Origin of the sequence: Dactylosporangium sucinum, assembly GCF_014647515.1 — a bacterium.
In the GTDB taxonomy this organism is placed as follows: Bacteria; Actinomycetota; Actinomycetes; order Mycobacteriales; family Micromonosporaceae; genus Dactylosporangium; species Dactylosporangium sucinum.
Genome location: NZ_BMPI01000042.1, coordinates 80,953 through 101,377, shown reverse-complemented (window position 1 = coordinate 101,377; position 20,425 = coordinate 80,953). Strand labels below are relative to the sequence as shown.

The window sequence follows — 20,425 nt, the reverse complement described above, 5'->3', positions numbered from 1 at the left end:
CCGGCCGCATGCCTTCCAAACTGAGCCCATGATGACCGGCCTCCTCCGCTTCGCTCCGGAACCGGTCATGCCGCCTCCGCTCCGCTCCGGCCGCATGCCTTCCACACTGAGCCCATGATGACCGGCCTCCTCCGCTTCGCTCCGGAACCGGTCATGCCGCCTCCGCTCCGCTCCGGACCGCTCATTCCGCCTCCGCTTCGCTTCGGATCGGTCATGCGTGCTCCTCGCGCAGGATGGACAGCAGCCGCTCCTCGAGGCTGACCCGCCCCGGCTCGACGGCGTGGACGCGGACGCCGAGCCCGACGAGGTCGGCCACCAGGTCCGGGACGGTGGCCGGGTCGGGGTCGGCGGGCAGCGCGACGGTGAAGGTGTCGCCGCTGTGGTCGAGTTGCCCGGCGGCGGCCAGCCGCGCCTCGGCCTGCGGCCCGACGTTGTCGAGGCGCAGCCGCAGCTCGCGCTGGCCGAGCAGCTCGGCCAGGGTGCCGGCCGCGACGACCCGCCCCTTGTCGAGGATGACGACCCGGTCGCAGACCCGCTCGACCTCGCCGATGAGGTGCGAGTTGAGCAGGACCGCGACCCCGCGCGCCCGCAGCGACAGCAGCAGGTCGCGGACGTCGGCCCGGCCGACCGGGTCGAGGGCGCTCGTCGGCTCGTCGAGGACCACCAGCTCGGGCCGGGCGGCGAGCGCGACCGCCAGGCCGAGCCGCTGCTGCATGCCCTTGGAGAACCCGCCGACCCGGTCGCCGGCCCGGTCGGCCAGCCCGACCAGGCCCAGGCTCTCGCGCCGCTCCGCCTCCGGCACCGCGGCGCCCGACAGCCGGACGTGCAGGCGCAGCACCTCGGCGGCGGTGAGCCACGGCTGATACCGGAACAGCTCCGGCAGGTAGCCCACCCGTGCCCGCGCCTGCGGGTCGGTGGCCGGCCGCCCCAGCAGGAGCACCTCGCCGGCGTCGGGCCGGACCAGGTCGAGCAGCATCTTGATGACGCTGGTCTTGCCGGCGCCGTTCGGCCCGAGCAGTCCCACCACCTCGCCACGCCCGACGGTGAAGGAGACCCCGTCGACCGCGGTGCGGCGCCGATACCGCTTGCGCAGCCCCGAGCACCATACCGCCGGTGAGGCGGGCAGGTCGGCGAGCAGCTCGCCGGCGGTGCCGGCCGGCGCCGGGCCGCTCATCGCTCCCACCGCAGCCCGCGGGCGACCGCGAGCACCTCGCCGGGGCTCAGCGAGCCGGCGACCGCGGACACCACGCCGTCGCTCGCCCAGAACACCGCGGACATGACGCCGTCGCGCGAGGTCAGGATCGTGCCCGGGACCCCGCCGACGTCGGTTGCGGAGCTCGTCTGGTGGCCGCCCTTGACGACGAGCGGCAGCGTCGTGCCGTCACTGGAGAACCCGCGCAGCTGGGCCGCGACGTCCTCGGGCAGGCCGGGCAGCGACAGCAGGTAGTCACGGGCCGTGTCGAACGGCACGCCGGACGAATATGCGGCGGGGGCGACGGCGCGGGCCACGATCAGTGCCGGTGCCCCGGTGGACGAGGTCCAGACGGCGGCGAGCCCCGGGCCGGCGCTCAGCTTGAACTGGCTGCCGTCGAGTCCGGGCGGCGGCGGGGGCAGCGTGGCGCCGGCGGCCGCGGCCGTCTCGGCGGCCTTCTGGGCCGAGAACGTGAACGTCGCGGTCATGCGGTCGCCGACGCGATACCGCGGGGGGCCCTGCACCCCGCGCGGCAGCTTGTCGACGCGCGGCACCGACAGGCCGGTGGCGCTGCGCGCGGCGGCGGCGTCGGTCACCATGCGCAGGTTGGGCTTCTCGTTGATCTCGATCGTGCCGTAGGCCGACAGGTCGGGCATCCGGACCAGGTCGGCGTCGCTGATGGTGACCGGTGCGACCCGCTCGGTGCGGAAGATCGGCAGCCAGTCGGCGGCGGCCGCGGCGCCGGCCCCGGCGAGCAGGGCGGCGACGGCGGCCCCGGCGATCACCGGGCTGCGCAGCGCGGCCCGCCAGCGGGGCGCCCGGGCGGCCGCCGGACGGGGCGCGCCGGCGGTGAGGGTGCCGGATAACCGGCCCCAGCCCGCGTCGACGTCCGGCTCGGCGGCCAGGTGCAGCGCGGCCCCGACCAGCGCCGCGTCCTCCCGCGCGGCGGCCAGCCCGGCCACGCACGCCGGGCAGCCGGCGACGTGCTCGCGGTCGGCGTCGGCGACACCGGCCGGCTCGTCCAGGAGCCGGCGCAGCGTGCCGTCACTCGGATGACGCATGACGGTTCAACTCCTTGCGTAGGGCAGACTCGGCGCGGCGCACGGTGGTGCCCACGCTGCTGGGAGATAGCTCGAGGGCCTCGGCCACCTCGGCGTAGCTCAGGCCGCTGTGCCGCAGCACCAGGGCGACGGCCTGCTTGCGGGGCAGTCGGGCGAGCGCCGCCCGCACGCGGCGCCGCTCGTCGAGCGTGACGACCGCGTCGGCGACGTCCGGCGCAACGCCGTCGCCGTCCAGCGCCGCCTCCTCGCGGACCGCGCGGCGCCTGCCGGTCCGCAGATGGTTGAGCGCGGTGTGCGCGGCGGCGACGCACAGCCAGCCGACCGCCTCGTTGGCCGGCACCGTGGAGTGCCCGAACGCCAGGAACACCTCCTGCGCCACGTCCTCGGCCTCGTCGCGGGACCCGAGGACGCGGGCGGCGACGGCGACCACCCGCGGATAGGCGCCGCGGAAGACCTGCTCCAGGTCGGGACGAACGGCCTCCCGCCTCCGCACAGCTGACACGGCAGCGACGCCCTCCCGTATCCCTGGGGCGACCAACACGTCCTTCTCCACACCTACCAAGCACCGCCGGCGCCCGGGAAGTGACAGCTACTCGCGCCAGCCCGCGTCGAGCAACCGGATGATCGCGGCCAGGGACGCCTGCGGGTCGGGGTCCATGCTCGCCAGGTCCGGGATCTGCAGCACATACCGCGCCAGGGCCCGCACGGCCGGGTCGGTCGCCTCGCGGGCCGACTCGGCGGCGATGGCCTCGGCCAGGGCCGGCTCGGCCGTCATCCAGAGCTTGCGCTGGTAGTCGCGCAGCGCCGGGGTGCCGACGATGAGATCGCGCTTGCGGAGCATCTCCGGGGTGAGGTCGGTGGCGAACGCACCGCGGCCGGCCAGGAACTCGTGCAGCGCGGCGAGCAGCGCCGTGCCGGCCGGCCGGTCGCGCACCGCGGCGGCCAGGGCCTCGCGCCGCTCGGCGCCGTCGTCGAAGATCAGCGCCTCTTTGCCGTCGGGGACGTGCTTGAACAGCGTGGCCAGGGACACGTCGGCCGCGTCGGCGATCTGCGCCACGGTGACCCCGTCGTAACCGTGCTCAAGGAACAGCCGCAGCGCGGCGTCGGCCAGCGCCTGGCGCGTCTGCGCCTTCTTCCGCTCGCGCCGCCCCGTCGTGGTCACCCCCGCACTCTACACCGACTCTGAAACTGAAGTCACTTTGACTTTAGAGTGACTCTGCATATCCTCGAAGGCATGACGACACTGACCGCAACCACCACGAGCGCCAGCACGCGCACCATGTGGGCGATCCTGGGGCTGGTGCTCCTCGCCGACGGCCTCGACATGATCGACTCGACCGTCACCAACATCGCCGCACCGACCATCGCCGGGCACCTCGGCGGCGGTGAGGTCCTGATCAAGTGGCTCGGCACCGCGTACATGCTGGCCATGGGCGTCCTGCTGGTCGTCGGTGGCCGGCTCGGGGACAAGTTCGGCCGGCGCCGCCTGTTCCTCCTCGGCATGGCCGGCTTCACCGTCGCCTCGGCCGTCGCGGGCCTCGCGCCCGACCCGGCGGTGCTCATCGCCGGCCGGATCGCCCAGGGCGCGTTCGGCGCGCTGCTCATCCCGCAGGGCATGGCGATCATGACCCGGACGTTCTCCCGGGACCTGCTGACGAAGGCGTTCGGGCTGTTCGGGCCGCTGCTCGGGGTGGCCACCGTCGGCGGGCCGGTGCTGGCCGGGTTCATCATCGACGCCGACCTGCTCGGCCTGTCCTGGCGGCCGATCTTCCTGGTCAACCTGGTCCTCGGCGGCATCGGGCTGGCCGTCGCCACCCGGATCCTGCCCCGCGACGAGGGTGACCGGGACACGGCCGTCGACGGCTGGGGCGCGGGCCTGCTCGCCGGCACCATGTTCGGCCTGCTGTACGGCCTGATCGAGGGCTCCACCAACGGCTGGACCGCCGGCCCGGTCGGCGCCGTCGCGGCCGGTCTCGCGTGCTTCGCCGCGTTCGCGTACCGCCAGCGCACCGCCCCCGACCCGATCGTCAAGCCGTCGCTGCTGCGCAACCGCGGCTTCACGTCCGGCCTGCTCGTCGGGCTCGCGGTGTTCGCGGCCACGACCGGCCTGGTGTACGTGCTGTCGCTGTTCGTCCAGGCCGGCCTGCACGCCTCCCCGCGCGGCGCCTCGCTCACCCTGCTGCCGCTGAGCCTGGGCATCATCGCCTCGGCGTTCGCCGCGATGGGCGGCCTCGTCGCCAAGCTCGGCCGGACCCTGGTGTACATCGGCCTCGCCATCGTGCTGCTCGGCGCCGGCTGGGTGCTCGCTCTCGTCGTCGCGTCCGGCACCGGCCTGAGCGGGTGGGCGCTCGCCCCCGCCGTGTTCGTGGTCGGCGTGGGCATGGGCCTGTGCTACAGCACCGTCTTCGACGTGGCCCTCGGGGACATCGGCGCCGACGAGGCCGGCAGCGCGAGCGGCTCGCTGAGCTCGATCCAGCAGCTCGCCGCCGGCCTCGGCTCGGCCGCCGTCACCTCGGTCTTCTTCCACACCGCGACCGGCGGCCTCGACCATGCCGCCGCGGTCAGCCTGGTCGTCGTGCTGGCCCTCGTCGCGCTCACCGTCCCGGTCGTGGCCCTGATGCCGCGCAGGGCACCGGCCGAGGCGCACCACTGAGCGCGGCTATCGTCGGAGGCATGGTCACGCTGGACGAACTGCGGGCCCGGGTGGCGGCGGACTACGCCCCGCTCGGCCTGCCGTCCTGGCCCGACCCGCACCCGGGTGGCGCTGCCCCGCGCGAGGAGGAGTACTCGCGGTTGACCGAGCCCATGCGGTACCGCATCCTGCGGCGGCGCGTCGAACTGTGGGCGGCGCGGATCGCCGAGCTGCCCGGGGTCGTCGCCGAGGCGGTCGACGACGGGGTGCGGCTGACCTCGCCCCGGCCCGGCACGCTGCCGCTGGTGCTGCTGGGACGGGACGTGCCCCTGCCGCACGTCGAGATCGCGGTGGTACGGCCGTCGATCGCGATCACGACGCAGCCCGACTGCGGGTGCGACGCCTGCGACACCGGCTCCGCCGACCTGCTCTCGACCGTCGACGACGCGATCGGCACCGTGATCGGCGGGCCGTTCGTGGCGCTGGTCGGCCCGGGCTGGCTCGCGACCTGGCACCCGGAGGGCGCCGCCGCCAGCAACGTCGACCTGCGCTGGGCGGTCGGCGTCAGCCGGCGGCTGGCGGACGGTCAGCAGGTGCGGCTGCCCGCCGGGGCGTCCGCGTTCGTCGGCCGTTCGTGGCTCGACTGAGGCTCCGACCGAGGCTCGCCGAACCAGTGCGCGAGGGCCTCCCGCAGGCCGTCCGCGCCGCTGGTCCGGACCCAGGCGACGTGGCCGTCGGGTCGCACGAGCAGTCCCTCGGGCTCGCCTGGTCCCATGATCACGTGCTCCGCCCACGGCTCGGCGAGCTCCACCAGGTCGTCGGGGCCGAGCAGCACGCCCTTGCCCTGCCGCTGGAGGGTGGCGAGCGGTCCGTCCCCGGTCAGCGCCAGCCGGCCCAGCCACGGATGGTCGCCGGCGGGGTGCGCCGGGTAGCGGGTGTCGAGGCCGGTGATGGTCTCGGCGAAGGCGCGGTTGCCGCCCGGGTGCCGGGCCACGCGGGTCAGCAGGTCGGCGAGAGGGCCGGACGTCTCGCCCAGCAGGACCTGAGCCTGGGTGCTGGCGAGGACCCGCGCGCCCGCCGCGTGGCGCTCGTCGTGGTAGGTGCCGAGCAGGTGCGCCGGTGCCGTGCCCCTGACCGTGGCGGCCAGCTTCCAGCCGAGGTTGAACGCGTCGTCGAGGGCGACGTTGACACCGATGGCGCCGGCCGGCGGGTGGATGTGGGCGGCGTCGCCGGCCAGGACGACGCGGCCGCGGACATACGCCTCCGCCTGCCGCGCGGCGTCGCCGAACCGGGTGAGCCATCGAGCGGCGACGATCGTTATGGGCCGGCCGAGGGCCGCGTCGAGCGCCCGCTGGAACTCCTCTTGCGTCACCGGCGCCTCGTGGTCACCCGGGTCGGCCGTGATGACCCGGACGTAGCCGGGGCGGGGGATCACGAACACGTCGCCGCCGGGGCCGCTCGTCACCCCGAACGGCAGCGGCTCGGCCGGCTCCACGTCGCCGAGCAGCGACCAGCGGGTCGTCGCGGTGCCCGGGAAGGCGATGCCGGCCTGCTTGCGCACGGTGCTGCTGCTGCCGTCGCATCCCACGACGTACCGCGCCCGCAGGCGATATTCGCCGCCCCCGGTCGCGACCGTGACCTCGACCCCGTCGTCGTCCTGGGCCAGGCCGCGCAGCTCGTGCCCGCGCCTGATGTCGGCGCCGCGCGCCGTTGCGTGTTCCTCCAGGATCTCCTCGACGCGGGTCTGCGGGATGCCCAGCGAATACGGGTGGTCGGTGTGCGTGCCCGCCAGGCCGAGCGTGACCGGCAGGCTGGAGAACGCGGCGTGCGGCACGCGCCAGCCCTCGGCGATGAGCGGGTCGGCCAGCCCGCGGCGGGCGAGCAGGTCGAGCGCGCGGGCATTGAGGTTGAAGCCGCGGCAGAAGTCCGGCCGCCGCGGGTGCCGCTCGAGGACGACGGTGTCGACGCCGGCGAGGCGCAGCTCGCAGGCGAGCAGCAGCCCGGCCGGCCCGGCCCCGGCGATGATCACCTCGGTCATCGCGCACCGCCCGCGGGCCAGGTCAGGGAGCCGGCGCGGATCTCGTCGCGGATGCCCTGCGTCCAGGCCAGCTCGGCCGCCAGCGCATGCAGCGCGTACTCGACCTCGATCATGAACAGCCGGGGCACCTGCCCGGCGCCGACGGTCGCGGCCAGGGCGGCCCGGCCCTCCTCGATCCGGCGCTCCAGGTGCCCGGCCCGCTCGGCCAGCGCGTCGGCGGCGCCGTCCGGGCCGAGCGCGCCCAGGTAGGAGACGGCGGCGACGAACTTCGGGAACTCGGCGACGGGCACCCGGATGAGCTCGTCGACCCACACGACGAACTCGCGCCGGCCGGCGTCGGTGAGCCCGTACACCGTCCGCTCCGGCCGCCGCCCGTCCCGCATGGTCTCCACCGGCTCGATCCAGCCGAGCCGCACGAGGCTCTCCACCGTGTCGTACAGCGAGCCCGAGTTGACCTTGAAACTGCCGTCCTTGCTGCGTTCCCGCAGCGTGACGGCCATCTCGTAGGGGTGCATGTCCCGCTCCTGCAGGAGCCCGAGCACCGCCAGCGCGAGGGTGTTGGAGATCTTCCGCTTCGGCATCTTCACATCACCGCTTCCTAATAGCCGGAACCGACTATAAGGGCGCGACCATGGCCCGTCAACACGACCGCGCGCAGTCCCACGGGGACTGCGCGCGGTGGCGCCGGTGCTCGGTCAGGCGGCCGGGAGGCCGTCCTGCCAGGTGGAGATGCGGCGGACGAGGACGGCGCCCGCGATCGCGGAGACGATGCCGGCGGCCGCGGTCACGATCGCGACGGCCGTGGGGGTGACGACCTGGGTCGTGCCGTCGGACCACGTCGTCGTTTCGGTGTAGCTGAAGAGGCTGACGATGAGCGCCAGCCACCAGGCCGAGACGACCCGGTCGGGGGTCCAGGTGCGGTCGGGGGAGCTGCGGGCGAAGATCTCGCGGACGACGAGGTACGGGATGACGAGGTTCGCCAGCGGGATGAACCAGGCGCCGATCGTCCAGCCCTTGCGCCAGCCGACGTTGTTGTCGCAGCGGCGGTCGAAGTTGTCGCGGGCGAGGTACAACCAGACGACGAAGACGACCAGCACCAGCGCGCGGGCGCTGTTGAGCACGACCGCGCCGAGATTCTCGCTGGAGAACACGCTGAGGCCGAAGCTGGTGGTCGTCTGCACGATCCGGCCGGTGCCGGGCTCGGGGGTGTCGTACGCGCGGAGAACGGTGAAGACGTGGGCCAGGCTCACGGCCGCGAGGGCCGCGACGACGAGCCAGCCGATCGCTTGCAGTCTATGGGGGATGGCAACGCGCATGTCGCTCATGCCTTGCGGAGATTAGTGGCCCGCCGCAACCGGCGCTTGTCCGGCCGCTGCCGCAACGCGCTGCTCAGGGCGGTGGCGCCGGGGTCGGTGGCCGCCCGTTGAGCATCGTGCTGTCGGCAAGGTCCCACCAGGGCTGTCCGCGATCGGTCAGGAACGGCCGCCGGCTGCCGCGCGCCGCCAGGCGAGCACCCCGCAGAGCGCGAACCCGAGCGCGTTGCCGGCGCCGTGCGTGGCCACCATCCAGGACAGCGACAGGTGCGGCACCCCGCTGACGTGCCCGACCGCCCAGTCGATGGCGAGGAGCATCGTCACGACGAGTACGACGGCGGAGGTCACCAGCAACGCTTTCGTGATGCGGCCGGCGTTGCGGCTCTGCCGCACCGTGAGCCACCCGGTCAGCCACATCCCGCCCGTGAGCACGACGGCCCCGGCCAGCTCGACCCAGTCGTTCGTGAAGTAGCCGAGGAACACCAGCCCGATCCCGCTCGGCACCGACAGTGCGGCGGCCCGTCCGGCCGAACTGTTGTTGCCGAGGCGGCACACGAGCCCGGCCACGAGCGCCGCGACAAAGCCGGCATAGTGGAAGTGGGCAACGGTGAGCGCCAGAATCTCGAACCGGAACCCGAGCAACCGATACCCACCGCGCTCGGCCACGAGCGAACCGGCAGCCACGGCCGGCGCCGCCAGCGCGGTCATCACGGCCAGCTCGTGCGGCGCGGTGACGCCGAGCGCGTGCATCCGCCCGCGAAGTCCGGCACCAGGCGCCCCGCCGGGGCTCCCGGCGGCCAGCGCCGCCTGTAGTCGGCCGGGGCTCCCGGCGGCGAGCGCCGCCTGTAGTCGGCCGGGAATGCCGGCGGCCAGCCACAGCGTCGTGACCAGGTAGACCGCGGCCAGGGCGGCGGCCGGCCAGCCCCGCGGCAGCCACAGCGACACCGCACCCGGGGCCGCCCCGAGCAGCCACACCGCCCGTCGCCACCCCCGCCACGGCCGGTCGATGAGGTCGAGCCCCAACGGCACCACGACGAGCATGCCGAGACACAACAGCGCGTTCAGCAGCACAGCGCCCTCCTTGAACGTGTTCAACACGACTCTAGACGCCGACTTGAACGTGTTCAAGATGACATGCTGGGTCATCGTCGCGCTGGCCGGCGTGCCCGGCCGGGTGCCGCCGCACACGCTGCGGCATTCGCCCGGCTGACGATTTCGGGCGCGATGTCGATCCGGGCGGCCTGCGTTCGTGTAGCGATAGAGCGCCGGCGGCGGGCCGGCGGGGCGTGAGGACGGTGAGGCGGATGAGTGAGCTGCGGACGCTGGTGAGCGGGCGCGGGCTGGTGGAGGCGCCGCGATGGCACGGCGGCCGGCTGTACTTCTCGGACTGGAGCGCCGGCGAGGTCCTCGCGGTCGGCCCGGACGGCGACGCCGAGGTGATCGCCCGGGTCGCCGCGCTGCCGCTGTGCACGGCGTGGCTGCCCGACGGGCGGATGGTGATCGTCTCGTCGGCCGACGGCCGGCTGCTGCGCCGCGAGGCCGACGGTGCGCTCGTCACGCACGCCGACCTCGGCCGCCCGGGCTGGAACGACGTCGTGGCTGACGGGCGCGGGAACGTCTACGTCAACCGGGTCGACTTCGACCCGACGGCCGGCGAGGCGGCCCGGCCGGGTGAGGTCTTCCTCGTCACCGCCGACGGTGTCGTACGGCCGGTGGCCGGCGACATCGCCTTCCCCAACGGCATGGCCGTCACCGCCGACAACGCCACCCTGATCGTCGCCGACTCCTACCGCCACGCCCTGCTGGGCTTCGACATCGCCGCGGACGGCGGCCTGTCGAACCGCCGCGTCTGGGCCGACCTCGGCGACGCCTTCCCCGACGGCATCTGCACCGACGCCGAGGGCGCCGTCTGGTACGCCGACGTGCCGAACCGCCGCTGCGTCCGCGTCGCCGAGGGCGGCGCCGTCCTGCGGACCGTCACCCTGGACCGCGGCGCCTTCGCGTGCGCCCTCGGCGGCACGACGCTCTACATCACGGCCGCCGAGTGGCAGGGCATGACCGAGGACGAGATGGTCACCCCGGGCTCCGGCCGACTGCTCGCCGTCGAGGTCGACGTCCCGGGCGCCGGTTGGCCCTGACCGGACGGCCGCCACACTGCGATCACCGCGTGACCGGCGAGGTGGCCTACCGTGCGGCCGAGCACCCGCGGGTGGCGTATGAAGGCGCCGTCCGCGGGTAGGGCGGGCGGGCCCGATCCGGACGTCGACATCGGAAGGCTGAGCCATGGCGGAAATGACGGTTGGTGACCATCTCCTGCGACGGCTGCAAGAGGTCGGGGTCCGGCACATCTTCGGCGTGCCCGGTGACTACGAGATGGAGTTCCTCGACCAGATCGAGGCCGCCGACGGGATCGAGTGGGTCGGCAACTGCAACGAGCTCAACGCGGCGTACGCGGCGGACGGCTACGCGCGGTTGAACGGGATCGGTGCGGTCGTCACGACGTTCAGCGTCGGAGAGCTGAGTGCGCTCAACGGGATCGCCGGGGCGTTCGCAGAGTCGGTGCCGGTCGTGTCGATCGTGGGGACGCCGGCGACGTTCGTGATGCGCGGGAAGCAGCCCGTGCACCACACCGCCGGGGACGGGGACTTCTCGCGGGCGGCGGCGTGCGCGGCGCAGTACACGGCGGCGCAGGTGATGCTCGACCGGGACAACGCGGCCATCGAGATCGACCGGGCGCTCGGCCTCTGCTGGCTCACGAAGCGGCCGGTGTACCTCATGCTGCCGTGCGACGTCTCGTACCAGACGATCGAGGCGCCCGACGGGCCCCTCGCGCTGCCCGAGCCGACCACGGACGGGGGGGTTTTGGCGCGGTTCGCGGACGACGTCGGGGAGCGGCTGCGCGCCGCCGGGTCCGTGGCCCTGCTCGCCGGGCCCGAGGTGGACCGGTACGGCCATGCGGCGCAGCTGCTCAAGCTCGCCGAGGCGCTCGGCTGCCCCGTGGCCACACTCAGCACGGCCAAGGGCGTGTTCCCGGAGGACCACGACCAGTTCGTGGGCGGGTACGGTGGGCGACTCGGCGACCCCGACGTGCGGCGGACCATCGAGGGGGCCGACTGCCTGCTGGCGATCGGCACGCAGTTCGCCGACACGGTCACCGGCGGGGTGCCGGAGATCGACCCGCGCCGCGTCGTGGCCGTGCATCCGTCGGCCGCGTCGGCCGGGCTCCGGCAGTACCCCCACGTCTCGATGCCCGACGCGATGCAGGTCCTCGCCGGGGCGGGGGCGCGCCAGGCGGCGGCGATCACCCCGGCCCGGCGGCGCACCAGCCCGGGCGCGCCCCAGCCGGGGCAACTGGTGCAGCAGCGGTTCTGGGCGCGGATGGCCGGGTTCTTCGAGCCCGGCGACGTGGTGATCGCCGACCAGGGGACCTCGTACGCGGGCGGCTCGGCGCTGCCGCTGCCGCGCGGCTGCTCGTTCATCGGCCAGCCGCTGTGGGGGTCGATCGGGTACACGCTGCCCGCGCTGCTCGGCGCGCTGCTCGCGGCGCCCGGGCGGCGGCACGTGCTGCTCATCGGCGACGGGTCGCTGCAGCTGACGGCGCAGGAGCTGTCGACCGTGCTGCGGCGCGGGCTGAAGCCGGTCGTCGTGATGATCAACAATGGCGGGTACACGGTGGAGCGCTGCATCCTGGGCGCGCACGCGGAGTACAACTCGATCGCGCCCTGGCGCTACGACAAGCTGGTCGAGGCGTTCGACCCGGCCGGCCGCGCGGTGACCGTCCGGGCCACGACCGAGGCCGAGCTGGTGCAGGCGTTGCAGACCGCCGGCGCCAACCGCGACCGGATGGTGTTCATCGAGGCCGTGATGGACGAGCTGGACGCACCCGAGCCGCTGATCCGGCTCGGCCAGGCCATGTCGGCGACCGACTACCACCCGGCGGGCGTGCCGTGAGCACGCACTGAGCCGCCTCGATGTGACGGGGCTGTCGCGGTGCCCCGGGGCCGATATGCTCCCGGGCACCGAGTCGGCCGAGCACGGGGGCGGCAGTGAGTTTCACCTTCAGGGTCGATCTGCGCGGGATCGTCGACCTGCTCAGTCACCATCTCTACGCGACGCCGCGGGTCTACGTGCGCGAGCTGATGCAGAACGCCGTCGACGCGATCACCGCGCGGCGGCTGGGCGAGCCGCGGGCGGCCGGGGACATCTGGTTCGAGCCGCCGGAGCGCACCGGCGACGGCACGCTGCGCGTGCACGACACGGGCATCGGGCTCACCGAGGCGCAGGTGCACGACCTGCTGGCCACGATCGGGCGCAGCTCGAAGCGCGACGACCTCGGGTTCGCGCGGCACGAGTTCCTGGGGCAGTTCGGCATCGGCCTGCTGTCGTGCTTCATGGTCGCCGACGAGATCCGCGTGGTGACCCGCTGCGGCGACGAGCCGACCGTGCTGTGGACCGGGTTCGGCGACGGGCGCTACGCGGTGGAGCTGCCGGCCGAGCAGCGGGCCGCGCCGGGCACGACCGTCACGCTGGTGCCCCGGCGCGGGGAGGAGCACTGGCTGGCCGAGCGGACCGTGCGGGAGCTGGCCACGCTGTATGGCTCGATGCTGCCGATCGGCGTGCGCGTCGGCGCCGGCACGGTGACGACGGGGCTGCCGCCGTGGGAGTCCCCGCCGGGCGAGTCGCCGGCGGCCCGGTGGGCGCGGCTGGCCGGCTACGCGCAGGAGGCGTTCGGGTTCACGCCGTTCGACGTCGTGGAGCTGGCGGCGCCGGAGGGCGGCGTGCGGGGCGTCGCGTTCGTGCTGCCGGCCCCGGCCAACCCGGCGATGCGGGTGGCCCACCGGGTGTATCTCAAGCAGATGCTCCTGGCCGAGGACGTCGAGGGCCTGCTGCCGCCGTGGGCGTTCTTCGTCCGGTGCGTGGTGGACACCACCGAGCTGCGGCCGACCGCGAGCCGCGAGGCGCTCTACGACGACAGCCTGCTGGAGCAGGTCCGCGAGACACTCGGCAGCGGCCTGCGCCGGTGGCTGGCCGGCCTGGCCGCGACCGACCCGAGCCGGCTGAGCACCTTCCTGCAGACGCACCACCTCGGCGTGAAGGCCCTCGCGGTGCACGACGACGAGATGCTGCGCCTGATCCACGAGTGCTGGCCGTTCGAGACCAACGTCGGGCCGCTGACCCTGGCCGAGTTCCACGACCGCTACGGGGTGGTGCGGTATACGTCGTCGGTCGACGAGTTCCGGCAGATGTCGTCGGTGGCCGCGGCCCAGGGCATCCCGCTCGTCAACGCCGGCTACGTCTACGAGGCGAGCCTGCTGCAACGGCTGCCGGCCGCCGCAGAGGACGTCGTGGTGGAGGTGCTCACCCCGGCCGACCTGTCGATGCGGCTGGAGCACCTGTCGGCCGAGGAGTCGGCGGCGATCCGGCCGTTCCTGGCGCTCGCCCAGCGGGTGCTCGACCGGCAGGGCGTCGAGGTGTCGGTGCGCGCGTTCGACCCGCCGAGCCTGCCCGCGCTGTATCTGCTCGACGGGGAGGCCGCGTTCCAGGGCGACCTGCGCCGCGTCCAGGCCGACGCCGACGAGCTGTGGGCGTCGCTGCTCGGCGCCGTCGCGACCGGCCGCGACGAGCGTCCGCGGCTGGTGCTCAACCACCGCAACCCGCTCGCGCGGGAGGCGATGAACGCCGGCGACGAGCAGCTGACGACGTATGCGATCGAGGGCCTGTTCACCCAGGCGCTGCTGCTGGCCCGCCAGCCGCTGACTCCGGCCGCCACCGCGGCCTTCAACCAGTCGCTGCTGGGCCTGCTGCGGATCGCGCTGGAGGGACGGTCATGACCGGTCCGGAGCGGCGCGGAGGGGCCGGTCATCATGGGCTCAGCCTGAAGGCATGCGGCCGGAGCGAAGCGGAGGACGCATGACACCCGAGCCGGACCTGCAGCGGATGCTCACGGAGGCGTATGGGCTGGAGCGCGGCCCGGCGCGCTGGGCCGCCCTGGACGCGGTGTTCCGCCACGCCGACGCGGCGGGCAACGCGGCGTTCGGGTTCCGGGCCCGGATGAGCGCGATCTCCGACCTGCACCACGGCGGCGAGTATGCGCGGGTGCTGACCGCGTTCTCCTGGTGCCTGGCGACCTTCGACCGCCAGCCGGAGCTCACCACCGGGTACGACGCGCACCAGCTGCTGTGGCAGTACAAGTGGGTCGTCTGGGAGATCACCCAGTTCCCCGGCGTGCCCCTCGACCGCGCGACCGGGCTGCTCGACGACATGCAGCGCCGCTACCAGGAGGGCGGCCACAGCCTGCACGCCGTGTTCCAGCACCGCGGGCTCGTCGCGCAGCACCTCGGCGACCTCGCCGGCGCGTCCCGGTGGTATGGCGAGATGCTCACCGCCCGCCGCGACGCCCTCTCCGACTGCGCCGCCTGCGTCCCGTCGGGGCACGTCGCCCACCTCGTCGCCGCCGGGCGGTACGAGGAGGCGGTCGAGGTCGGCTCGCCCTACGCCAACGGCGGCTGCACCGAGCAGCCACACTGGATGCTCAGCGAGCTGCTCATGGCCTACCTGCGCACCGGCCGGATCGACGAGGCGGTGCAGGGGCACAAGCGGGCCTACGAGCGGATCCGGGACAGCCGCCACCACCTCGAGCTGATCGGGCTCAACCTGGAGTTCTGCGGGTTGTCCGGCAACGAGCGGCACGCGCTGCCGATCGTCGAGCGGCACCTGCCGTGGCTCGACCGGCCCTCCTCGCCGTATGCGGCGCTGGAGTTCGCCTCCGGCGCGGCGCTGGTGCTGCGCCGCCTCGCCGAGCGCGGCGACGCGGACGCGCCGATCCACCGGAGCAGCGACGACGGGACCCGCCACTGGGTGTCGACGGTCGGCCAGACCCACGACGAGCTGGCCGTGCTCGCCCGCAAGCTGGCCGCCGAGTTCGACGCCCGCAACGGCAACGACCACCATGGCCGGCGCATCGAGGCGCGGCTCGCGGCGGCGCCCATCGTCGAGGAGCTGCCGCTCACCGTGCTCAGCGGCCGGCCGATCGCGCCCGCGCGGGGCGGCGAGGCGACGGCCGCGCTCGTGCGGAAGGTCGCCGACCTGACCGCGGCCGGTGACCGGGAGGGGGCGGCCCGCACCCAGCTGGAGGTCGCCTACGCCCTGCGCAACGCCGCCCAGTGGGGCGACGCGATCGAGACGGCGGAGGAGGCCCAGCGCAGCCTCGACGGGGCCGGCCTCACCGAGGACGCGATGAGCGCGCGGTATCTCCTGGTCGAGCTCTACGGCCGAAGCAACCGCCGGCACCTCGTCGCGGCGCTCGTCGACGAGCTGCTCGCGGCCGAGTCGCTGCCCCCGTCGGTGCCGGCTCCCGCGGCACTGCTGGAGCAGACGATCAACGCGATGGACTGGTCGCGGGCCGTCGACCAGCTCGTGCGGGCGGCCGACCTGCACCGCGCCGCCGACGACCCGGGCGCGGAGCTGCGCTGCCTGCGCAAGGCCCTCCCGCGGCTGTTCGAGGCGTCGCCCGCCGCCGAGGCCCTGCTGGCGCGCCTCGACGCGCTCGTCGCGGCCGGCCACGTCCCCGCCGCCGAGCTGCCGGACCTGCAGGCGCGGCTGTCGCGGGTGCTGGAGCAGCTCGGCGATCTCGATGGCGCCCTCGCGCGGGTCGAGCCGCACCCGTTCCCGCTGCGGAAGGCCCACCTCCTGCTGCGCCTGGGCCGGGCCGTCGAGGCCGAGGAGGTCGCCCGGCCGTCGCTGGAGGACGGCGACGAGGACGTCGCCTGGACCGCCGCCGTCCTGCTCACCCGCAGCCTGCGCGCCCAGTCCCGCGACGCCGAGGCCGAAGCGCTGATGGAGGAGTACGGCGTGGAGGACTACGCCCTGGAGGAGCACTTCGACCCGGGCGACGACGTCCCCGACGACTAGGCCCTGTTGCACAAACTGGCGTCGGGGAAGTGACGGTCCGGCGGGCTTCCGGGATGCGATACTACGGCCCCAAGCAGGGACAACCGGGCCGCGACGGGAGCCGCCTCGATGCGTGGAATGCTTGCCGCGGTGGCGGCCGGTGTGAAGGCGGTGTTCGGCGGCCTGATCTGGATCGCCAACTCCGTGAAGGCCACGGTGGCGACCTACCTCGCCCTGATGCTGGTCAGCGGCGCGCTGTACAGCGTCTTCGAGGAGAAGAGCATCGGCGACTCGTTCTGGTGGGCCGTCGTCACCGCCTCGACCGTCGGCTACGGCGACGCCTATCCGACCACGGTGCCCGGGCGGATCGTCGCCGGGCTGCTGATCTCCATCATGGTCCTGGTCGTCATCCCGCTCATCACCGCCCACTTCGCCAGCAAGCTCATCGTGGACAACGACGCGTTCCGCCACGAGGAGCAGGAGGAGATCAAGCAGCACCTGCGGGCCATCCGGGCGACGCTGGAGCGCATGGAGGCCGAGCGCGGCACGCCGCTCAGCGAGCGGTAGGCGGCAGGCCCGGGAAGGCCGGCGGCCGGCGTTCCAGGTAGCTGCGGATGCCCTCGGCCAGGTCGGGGCCGGTGAACGACTCGGCCATGAGCCGCTCCGACTCGGCGACCGCGGTGGCGAGGTCGGTGTCGAGCGCCGCGTACACCTGCGCCTTGATCGTCGCCATCGACGCCGGCGCGCACGTGTCGGCGAGGGCCCGCGCGTAGGCGACGGCGGTGTCGAGCAGCTCGGCGGCGTCGACGACCCGGTCGACGAGGCCGATCGCGAGGGCCTCGGCGCCGGTGACGACCCGCGCCGACAGCAGCAGGTCCAGGGCCCGGCTCAGCCCGACGAGCCGGGGCAACAGCCATGCGATGCCGTACTCGGCGACGAGGCCGCGCTGCGCGAACGACGTCGTCAGCTTCGCCTCGGGCGTGGCGAAGCGCAGGTCGCAGTACAACGCCTCCACCAGGCCGAGGCCGGCGGCCGGGCCGTTGATCGCCGCGATCAGCGGCTTGCGCAGCGTCAGCGGGAAGGTGCGGGGCCGCGGCCGGGGCTGGACGGCGACCCCCTCGGTGATGGCGGCGAGCGCCGCCAGGTCGGCGCCGGCGCAGAACCCGCGGCCGGCCCCGGTGACCACGACCGCCCGCACGGACGGGTCCTCCTCGGCCTCGTCGAGGCGGGCGAAGTACTCGTCCTCCAGCTCGTTCGTCCACGCGTTGAGCCGGTCCGGCCGGTTGAGGGTGAGCACCAGCACCGGCCCGCGGCGCTCGGCGAGCACGAGATCTTCCATCCGTCGACGGTAAGTGAACGATGATTCGGATCCAAGTTTCGAAGCGCGACGGTTCGGTATGCGGTGGCGATGGAATGGACCGTGATCCCGACGTTTCTGCTCGCCATCCTGCTCGGCGCCGTCGTCGGGCTGGAGCGGGAGCTGGGCGCGCAGCCCGCCGGCCTGCGCACGCACATGCTCGTGGCGGGCGGCGCGTCGCTGTTCACGATCGCGGGGTACGAGGTCGGCGTCGACCCGACCCGGATCGCGGCGCAGGTGGTGACCGGCATCGGCTTCCTCGGCGCCGGCGCGATCCTGCGCGAGGGCGTCAACATCAGCGGCCTGACGACCGCGGCGTCGCTGTGGGTGACCGCGGCGATCGGCGTGGTCACCGGCCTGCGGCTGTACTGGCCGGCGGTCGCGGCCACGGCGGTCGCGGTCGCCGCGCTGTGGCTGTTCAAGATGGCGGAGGCGCACTGGCTGCCCGACCGGCAGCGCGTACGGGTGACGCTGACGCTGGCCCCGGACTTCCCGCTCGACGTCGTCGAGCGGGAAGCGGTCGCGGCCCTGCCCGCCGCGCGCGTGCTGCGGATCGAGTACGCCGGGCACGACCAGACGCTCGTGCTCACGGCGCGCGCCGACGGCACCGCGTCGTTGCCGGCGATCGCCGAGGCGCTGCGCCGGCTCGACGGCGTGCGGGGCGTGGAGATCGTCCGCTGATCGAGGGGCACCGTTTTCCGAATTGGCGGCGGGGTATCCACCGGGCATGCTGCTGCGCTCGTACGCCCGGATCGTCGTGTTGCTGCGCTGGCCGATCGTCGCCGCCTGGGCGGCCGCCGTCGCCGCGTCGCTGGTGTTCCTGCCCGCCGCCGGCCAGGGCGGCAGTGACCTCGAGCAGCTGGTCTCCGCCGACAACCCGGCGGTGCGCAGCGAGCTGCGCTCCTTCGAACGGTTCGGCTTCCCGCTGCTCAGCCGGGTCGCGGTGGTCCAGCGCGACCCGGGCGGCCTGTCGCAGCAGGTCCAGGCCGAGGCGGTGGCCCGGGCCCGGTCGGTCGGCGACGGCACGGCCGGCGACGCCGGGCCGATCCGGGCCGCGGTGCCGGTGATGAACACCCTCGGGCTGTTCCCCGGCTCGGCCGAGGACGGCACGACGATCGTGACGCTGCTGTTCACCGACCCCGACGTGACGTTCGCCGGCCAGGTCGCGGCGGCCGAGCGGTTCGTCGCCGAACACTACGGCGCGGACGACGCGGTCGTCGGCATCACCGGCTCGGTGCCGGCGCGGGTCGAGCAGGCCCGGCTCGTCCAGTCGTCGCTGCCGTGGCTGGAGGCGATCACGGTCGCGTTCGTGTTCCTCATCGTCGCGGCCGCGTTCCGGTCGCTGGTCGCGCCGCTCGTCGCGCTCGCCGTCGCCGGGGTGGCGACGCTGCTGACGCTGCACGTCGGCGGCGAGCTCGCGGTGCGGCTCGGGGTGCCGGTGCCGCAGGAGACCCAGCCGCTGCTCGTCGCGCTGCTGCTCGGCGTCGTCACCGACTACGTCGTGTTCTACCTGTCCGGGGTGCGATCGCGGCTCGCCGCCGGTGAGGACCGCCTCGCCGCCGCCCGCCACGCCACCGCCCGGTTCACGCCGATCGTCGCCACCGCGGGCGCGACGGCCGCCGCCGGGACCGGGGCGCTCGTCGTCGCCGGATCGCCGGCGTTCCGCGCCTTCGGACCGGGCATGGCCCTCGCCATCCTCATCGGCCTGGTCGTGGCGGTGACACTGGTCCCGGCCCTGCTGGCGATCCTCGGCCGGGCGGCGTTCCGATCCACGACGACGCCGCACGCGGATGCCGACCGGCCGGTCCGGCCGGCCCGCGGCCGCTGGTGGTCGCGGCTGCTCACCCGCTGCTGGTTCGCCCTGCCCCTGCTGCTGCTCTGCATCGCCGGTCTCGTCGTCGCCGCCCTCCCGGCCCGGCACCTCAAGCTCGGCGTCTCGTTCGTCGAGGCGCTGCCCCCGGACCACCCCACCCGCACGGCGGCGGCCGCCGCGGAGGCCGGCTTCGCCGACGGCATCCTGTCGCCGACGGAGGTGCTGGTCGAGGGCGACGGCGTCGCGGCACGCGCCGCCGAGCTGACCCGCCTCCAACAGTCGCTCGCCGGTGTCCAGGGCGTCGCCGCGGTGCTCGGCCCCGGCACCACCGGCCTTCCGCCGGAGCTCACGGTGTTCAAGGCCCCGGACGGCGGTGCCGCCCGGTTCCTGGTCATCCTGTCCGACGAGCCGCTCGGCGCCACCGCCGTCGCCACCGCCGCCCGGCTGGACGAGCAGCTGCCCGGCCTGCTCGCCGCGGCCGGCCTCGGCGAGGCGAGGGCGAGCCTCGGTGGCGACACCGCGGTCGCCCACGTGATCGTCGACCAGACCGTCGCCGATCTCGGCCGCATCGCGATCGCCGCGCTGCTGGCCAACCTGCTGTTCCTGGTGCTGTTCCTGCGGGCCCTCGTCGCGCCGGTCGGCCTGCTGGTGTGCAGCGTGCTGGCCATCGCCGCCACGCTCGGGCTCACCACGTGGCTGTTCCAGGACGTGCTGGGCGCCGACGGTCTGACGTTCTATGTGCCGTTCGCGGCAGCGGTACTGCTGGTGGCCCTCGGATCCGACTACAACATCTTCGGCATCGGGCCGGCCTGGCGCGAGGCCCGGAAACGACCGCTGCGCGAGGCCCTGGCGGTGACGCTGCCGCACTCGGCCCGGGCCATCCGCACGGCCGCGTTCACCCTGGCGGTCAGCTTCGGGCTGCTGTGGATCGTGCCGCTGCGGCCGTTCCACGAGCTTGCCTTCGCGCTGGGCGCCGGGGTGCTCATCGACGCGTTCGTCGTGCGGTCGCTGCTCGCCCCGGCCCTGCTCAGCGTCCTGGGCTCGAAGGCCGGCCCGCCGGTCGACGAGCCGGAGCGCATCCCGGTGTCGCCGGCCCCGGCCCAGCGGGCCGAGGTCTGACCGGGCTGCG

At 74.3% G+C, this 20,425-nt stretch carries 19 protein-coding genes; 10 read left to right on the top strand and 9 right to left on the bottom strand.

The genetic code is table 11. The annotated features are described in order from the left end of the window. Window positions 1-211: 211 nt before the first annotated feature. From IEZ31_RS35395 to IEZ31_RS35380, 4 genes are all read right to left on the bottom strand, one after another. The gene (locus IEZ31_RS35395; protein WP_190254424.1) at window positions 212-1,174 is read right to left on the bottom strand and encodes an ABC transporter ATP-binding protein; all 963 of its coding nucleotides are present in this window, start codon (window positions 1,172-1,174) and stop codon (window positions 212-214) included. Next, window positions 1,171-2,253: a hypothetical protein gene (locus IEZ31_RS35390; RefSeq protein ID WP_190254423.1), complete on the bottom strand. Its 1,083-nt coding sequence runs from the start codon at window positions 2,251-2,253 to the stop codon at window positions 1,171-1,173. The genes IEZ31_RS35395 and IEZ31_RS35390 overlap by 4 nt, the downstream gene beginning before the upstream one ends. Next, window positions 2,237-2,746 (bottom strand): sigma-70 family RNA polymerase sigma factor, encoded by a 510-nt coding sequence (locus tag IEZ31_RS35385; protein WP_229836133.1) that lies wholly within the window; start codon window positions 2,744-2,746, stop codon window positions 2,237-2,239. Before IEZ31_RS35385 ends, IEZ31_RS35390 begins: the two co-directional genes overlap by 17 nt. Window positions 2,747-2,842: 96 nt before the next feature. Then, window positions 2,843-3,415, bottom strand: a complete 573-nt coding sequence (locus tag IEZ31_RS35380) for a TetR/AcrR family transcriptional regulator (protein WP_190254422.1) — start codon at window positions 3,413-3,415, stop codon at window positions 2,843-2,845. A gap of 72 nt (window positions 3,416-3,487) precedes the next feature. Between IEZ31_RS35380 and IEZ31_RS35375 the strand changes: the two genes are divergently transcribed. Next, complete coding sequence (locus IEZ31_RS35375; RefSeq protein ID WP_190254421.1) at window positions 3,488-4,906, top strand: MFS transporter; 1,419 nt, start codon at window positions 3,488-3,490, stop codon at window positions 4,904-4,906. Between the two features lie 20 nt (window positions 4,907-4,926). Then, on the top strand, window positions 4,927-5,532 hold the full coding sequence (locus IEZ31_RS35370; RefSeq protein ID WP_190254420.1) for a DUF6226 family protein: 606 nt from the start codon (window positions 4,927-4,929) through the stop codon (window positions 5,530-5,532). Here the strand turns inward: IEZ31_RS35370 and IEZ31_RS35365 are convergent. The 4 genes from IEZ31_RS35365 to IEZ31_RS35350 form a co-directional block, all read right to left on the bottom strand. Then, complete coding sequence (locus IEZ31_RS35365) at window positions 5,472-6,923, bottom strand: FAD-dependent monooxygenase (RefSeq protein WP_190254419.1); 1,452 nt, start codon at window positions 6,921-6,923, stop codon at window positions 5,472-5,474. The two genes, IEZ31_RS35370 and IEZ31_RS35365, sit on opposite strands and share 61 nt — an antisense overlap. Further along, window positions 6,920-7,504: a PadR family transcriptional regulator gene (locus IEZ31_RS35360; protein WP_190254418.1), complete on the bottom strand. Its 585-nt coding sequence runs from the start codon at window positions 7,502-7,504 to the stop codon at window positions 6,920-6,922. Before IEZ31_RS35360 ends, IEZ31_RS35365 begins: the two co-directional genes overlap by 4 nt. Before the next feature lie 114 nt (window positions 7,505-7,618). After that, on the bottom strand, window positions 7,619-8,248 hold the full coding sequence (locus tag IEZ31_RS35355; RefSeq protein WP_190254417.1) for a DUF4328 domain-containing protein: 630 nt from the start codon (window positions 8,246-8,248) through the stop codon (window positions 7,619-7,621). A gap of 147 nt (window positions 8,249-8,395) precedes the next feature. Continuing rightward, on the bottom strand, window positions 8,396-9,307 hold the full coding sequence (locus tag IEZ31_RS35350; RefSeq protein ID WP_229836132.1) for a YndJ family protein: 912 nt from the start codon (window positions 9,305-9,307) through the stop codon (window positions 8,396-8,398). 10 nt (window positions 9,308-9,317) lie between these two features. On the opposite strand from IEZ31_RS35350, the gene IEZ31_RS58315 reads away from it, so the two are divergent. The 6 genes from IEZ31_RS58315 to IEZ31_RS35325 all read left to right on the top strand — a co-directional run bounded on the left by IEZ31_RS58315 (window position 9,318) and on the right by IEZ31_RS35325 (window position 16,693). Further along, window positions 9,318-9,446 (top strand): hypothetical protein, encoded by a 129-nt coding sequence (locus tag IEZ31_RS58315; protein ID WP_268241713.1) that lies wholly within the window; start codon window positions 9,318-9,320, stop codon window positions 9,444-9,446. 94 nt (window positions 9,447-9,540) lie between these two features. After that, complete coding sequence (locus IEZ31_RS35345) at window positions 9,541-10,374, top strand: SMP-30/gluconolactonase/LRE family protein (protein WP_190254415.1); 834 nt, start codon at window positions 9,541-9,543, stop codon at window positions 10,372-10,374. A 154-nt stretch (window positions 10,375-10,528) separates the two neighbouring features. Next, window positions 10,529-12,187 (top strand): alpha-keto acid decarboxylase family protein, encoded by a 1,659-nt coding sequence (locus IEZ31_RS35340; protein ID WP_229836131.1) that lies wholly within the window; start codon window positions 10,529-10,531, stop codon window positions 12,185-12,187. Between the two features lie 95 nt (window positions 12,188-12,282). After that, window positions 12,283-14,067: an HSP90 family protein gene (locus IEZ31_RS35335; protein ID WP_190254413.1), complete on the top strand. Its 1,785-nt coding sequence runs from the start codon at window positions 12,283-12,285 to the stop codon at window positions 14,065-14,067. 79 nt (window positions 14,068-14,146) lie between these two features. Next, window positions 14,147-16,147 carry a hypothetical protein gene (locus tag IEZ31_RS35330; RefSeq protein ID WP_190254412.1) on the top strand — a complete coding sequence of 667 codons (2,001 nt, stop codon included), beginning with the start codon at window positions 14,147-14,149 and terminating at the stop codon, window positions 16,145-16,147. 108 nt (window positions 16,148-16,255) lie between these two features. Continuing rightward, window positions 16,256-16,693 (top strand): potassium channel family protein, encoded by a 438-nt coding sequence (locus IEZ31_RS35325; RefSeq protein ID WP_229836129.1) that lies wholly within the window; start codon window positions 16,256-16,258, stop codon window positions 16,691-16,693. Here the strand turns inward: IEZ31_RS35325 and IEZ31_RS35320 are convergent. Beyond that, window positions 16,680-17,465 carry an enoyl-CoA hydratase-related protein gene (locus IEZ31_RS35320; protein WP_190254411.1) on the bottom strand — a complete coding sequence of 262 codons (786 nt, stop codon included), beginning with the start codon at window positions 17,463-17,465 and terminating at the stop codon, window positions 16,680-16,682. The genes IEZ31_RS35325 and IEZ31_RS35320 overlap by 14 nt on opposite strands. An 81-nt stretch (window positions 17,466-17,546) precedes the next feature. Between IEZ31_RS35320 and IEZ31_RS35315 the strand changes: the two genes are divergently transcribed. After that, window positions 17,547-18,164 carry an MgtC/SapB family protein gene (locus tag IEZ31_RS35315; RefSeq protein WP_229836128.1) on the top strand — a complete coding sequence of 206 codons (618 nt, stop codon included), beginning with the start codon at window positions 17,547-17,549 and terminating at the stop codon, window positions 18,162-18,164. 46 nt (window positions 18,165-18,210) lie between these two features. Next, a complete protein-coding gene (locus IEZ31_RS35310; RefSeq protein ID WP_190254409.1) occupies window positions 18,211-20,415 on the top strand; it encodes an MMPL family transporter in 2,205 nt (734 codons plus the stop codon). The last annotated feature ends 10 nt before the right edge of the window (window positions 20,416-20,425 follow it).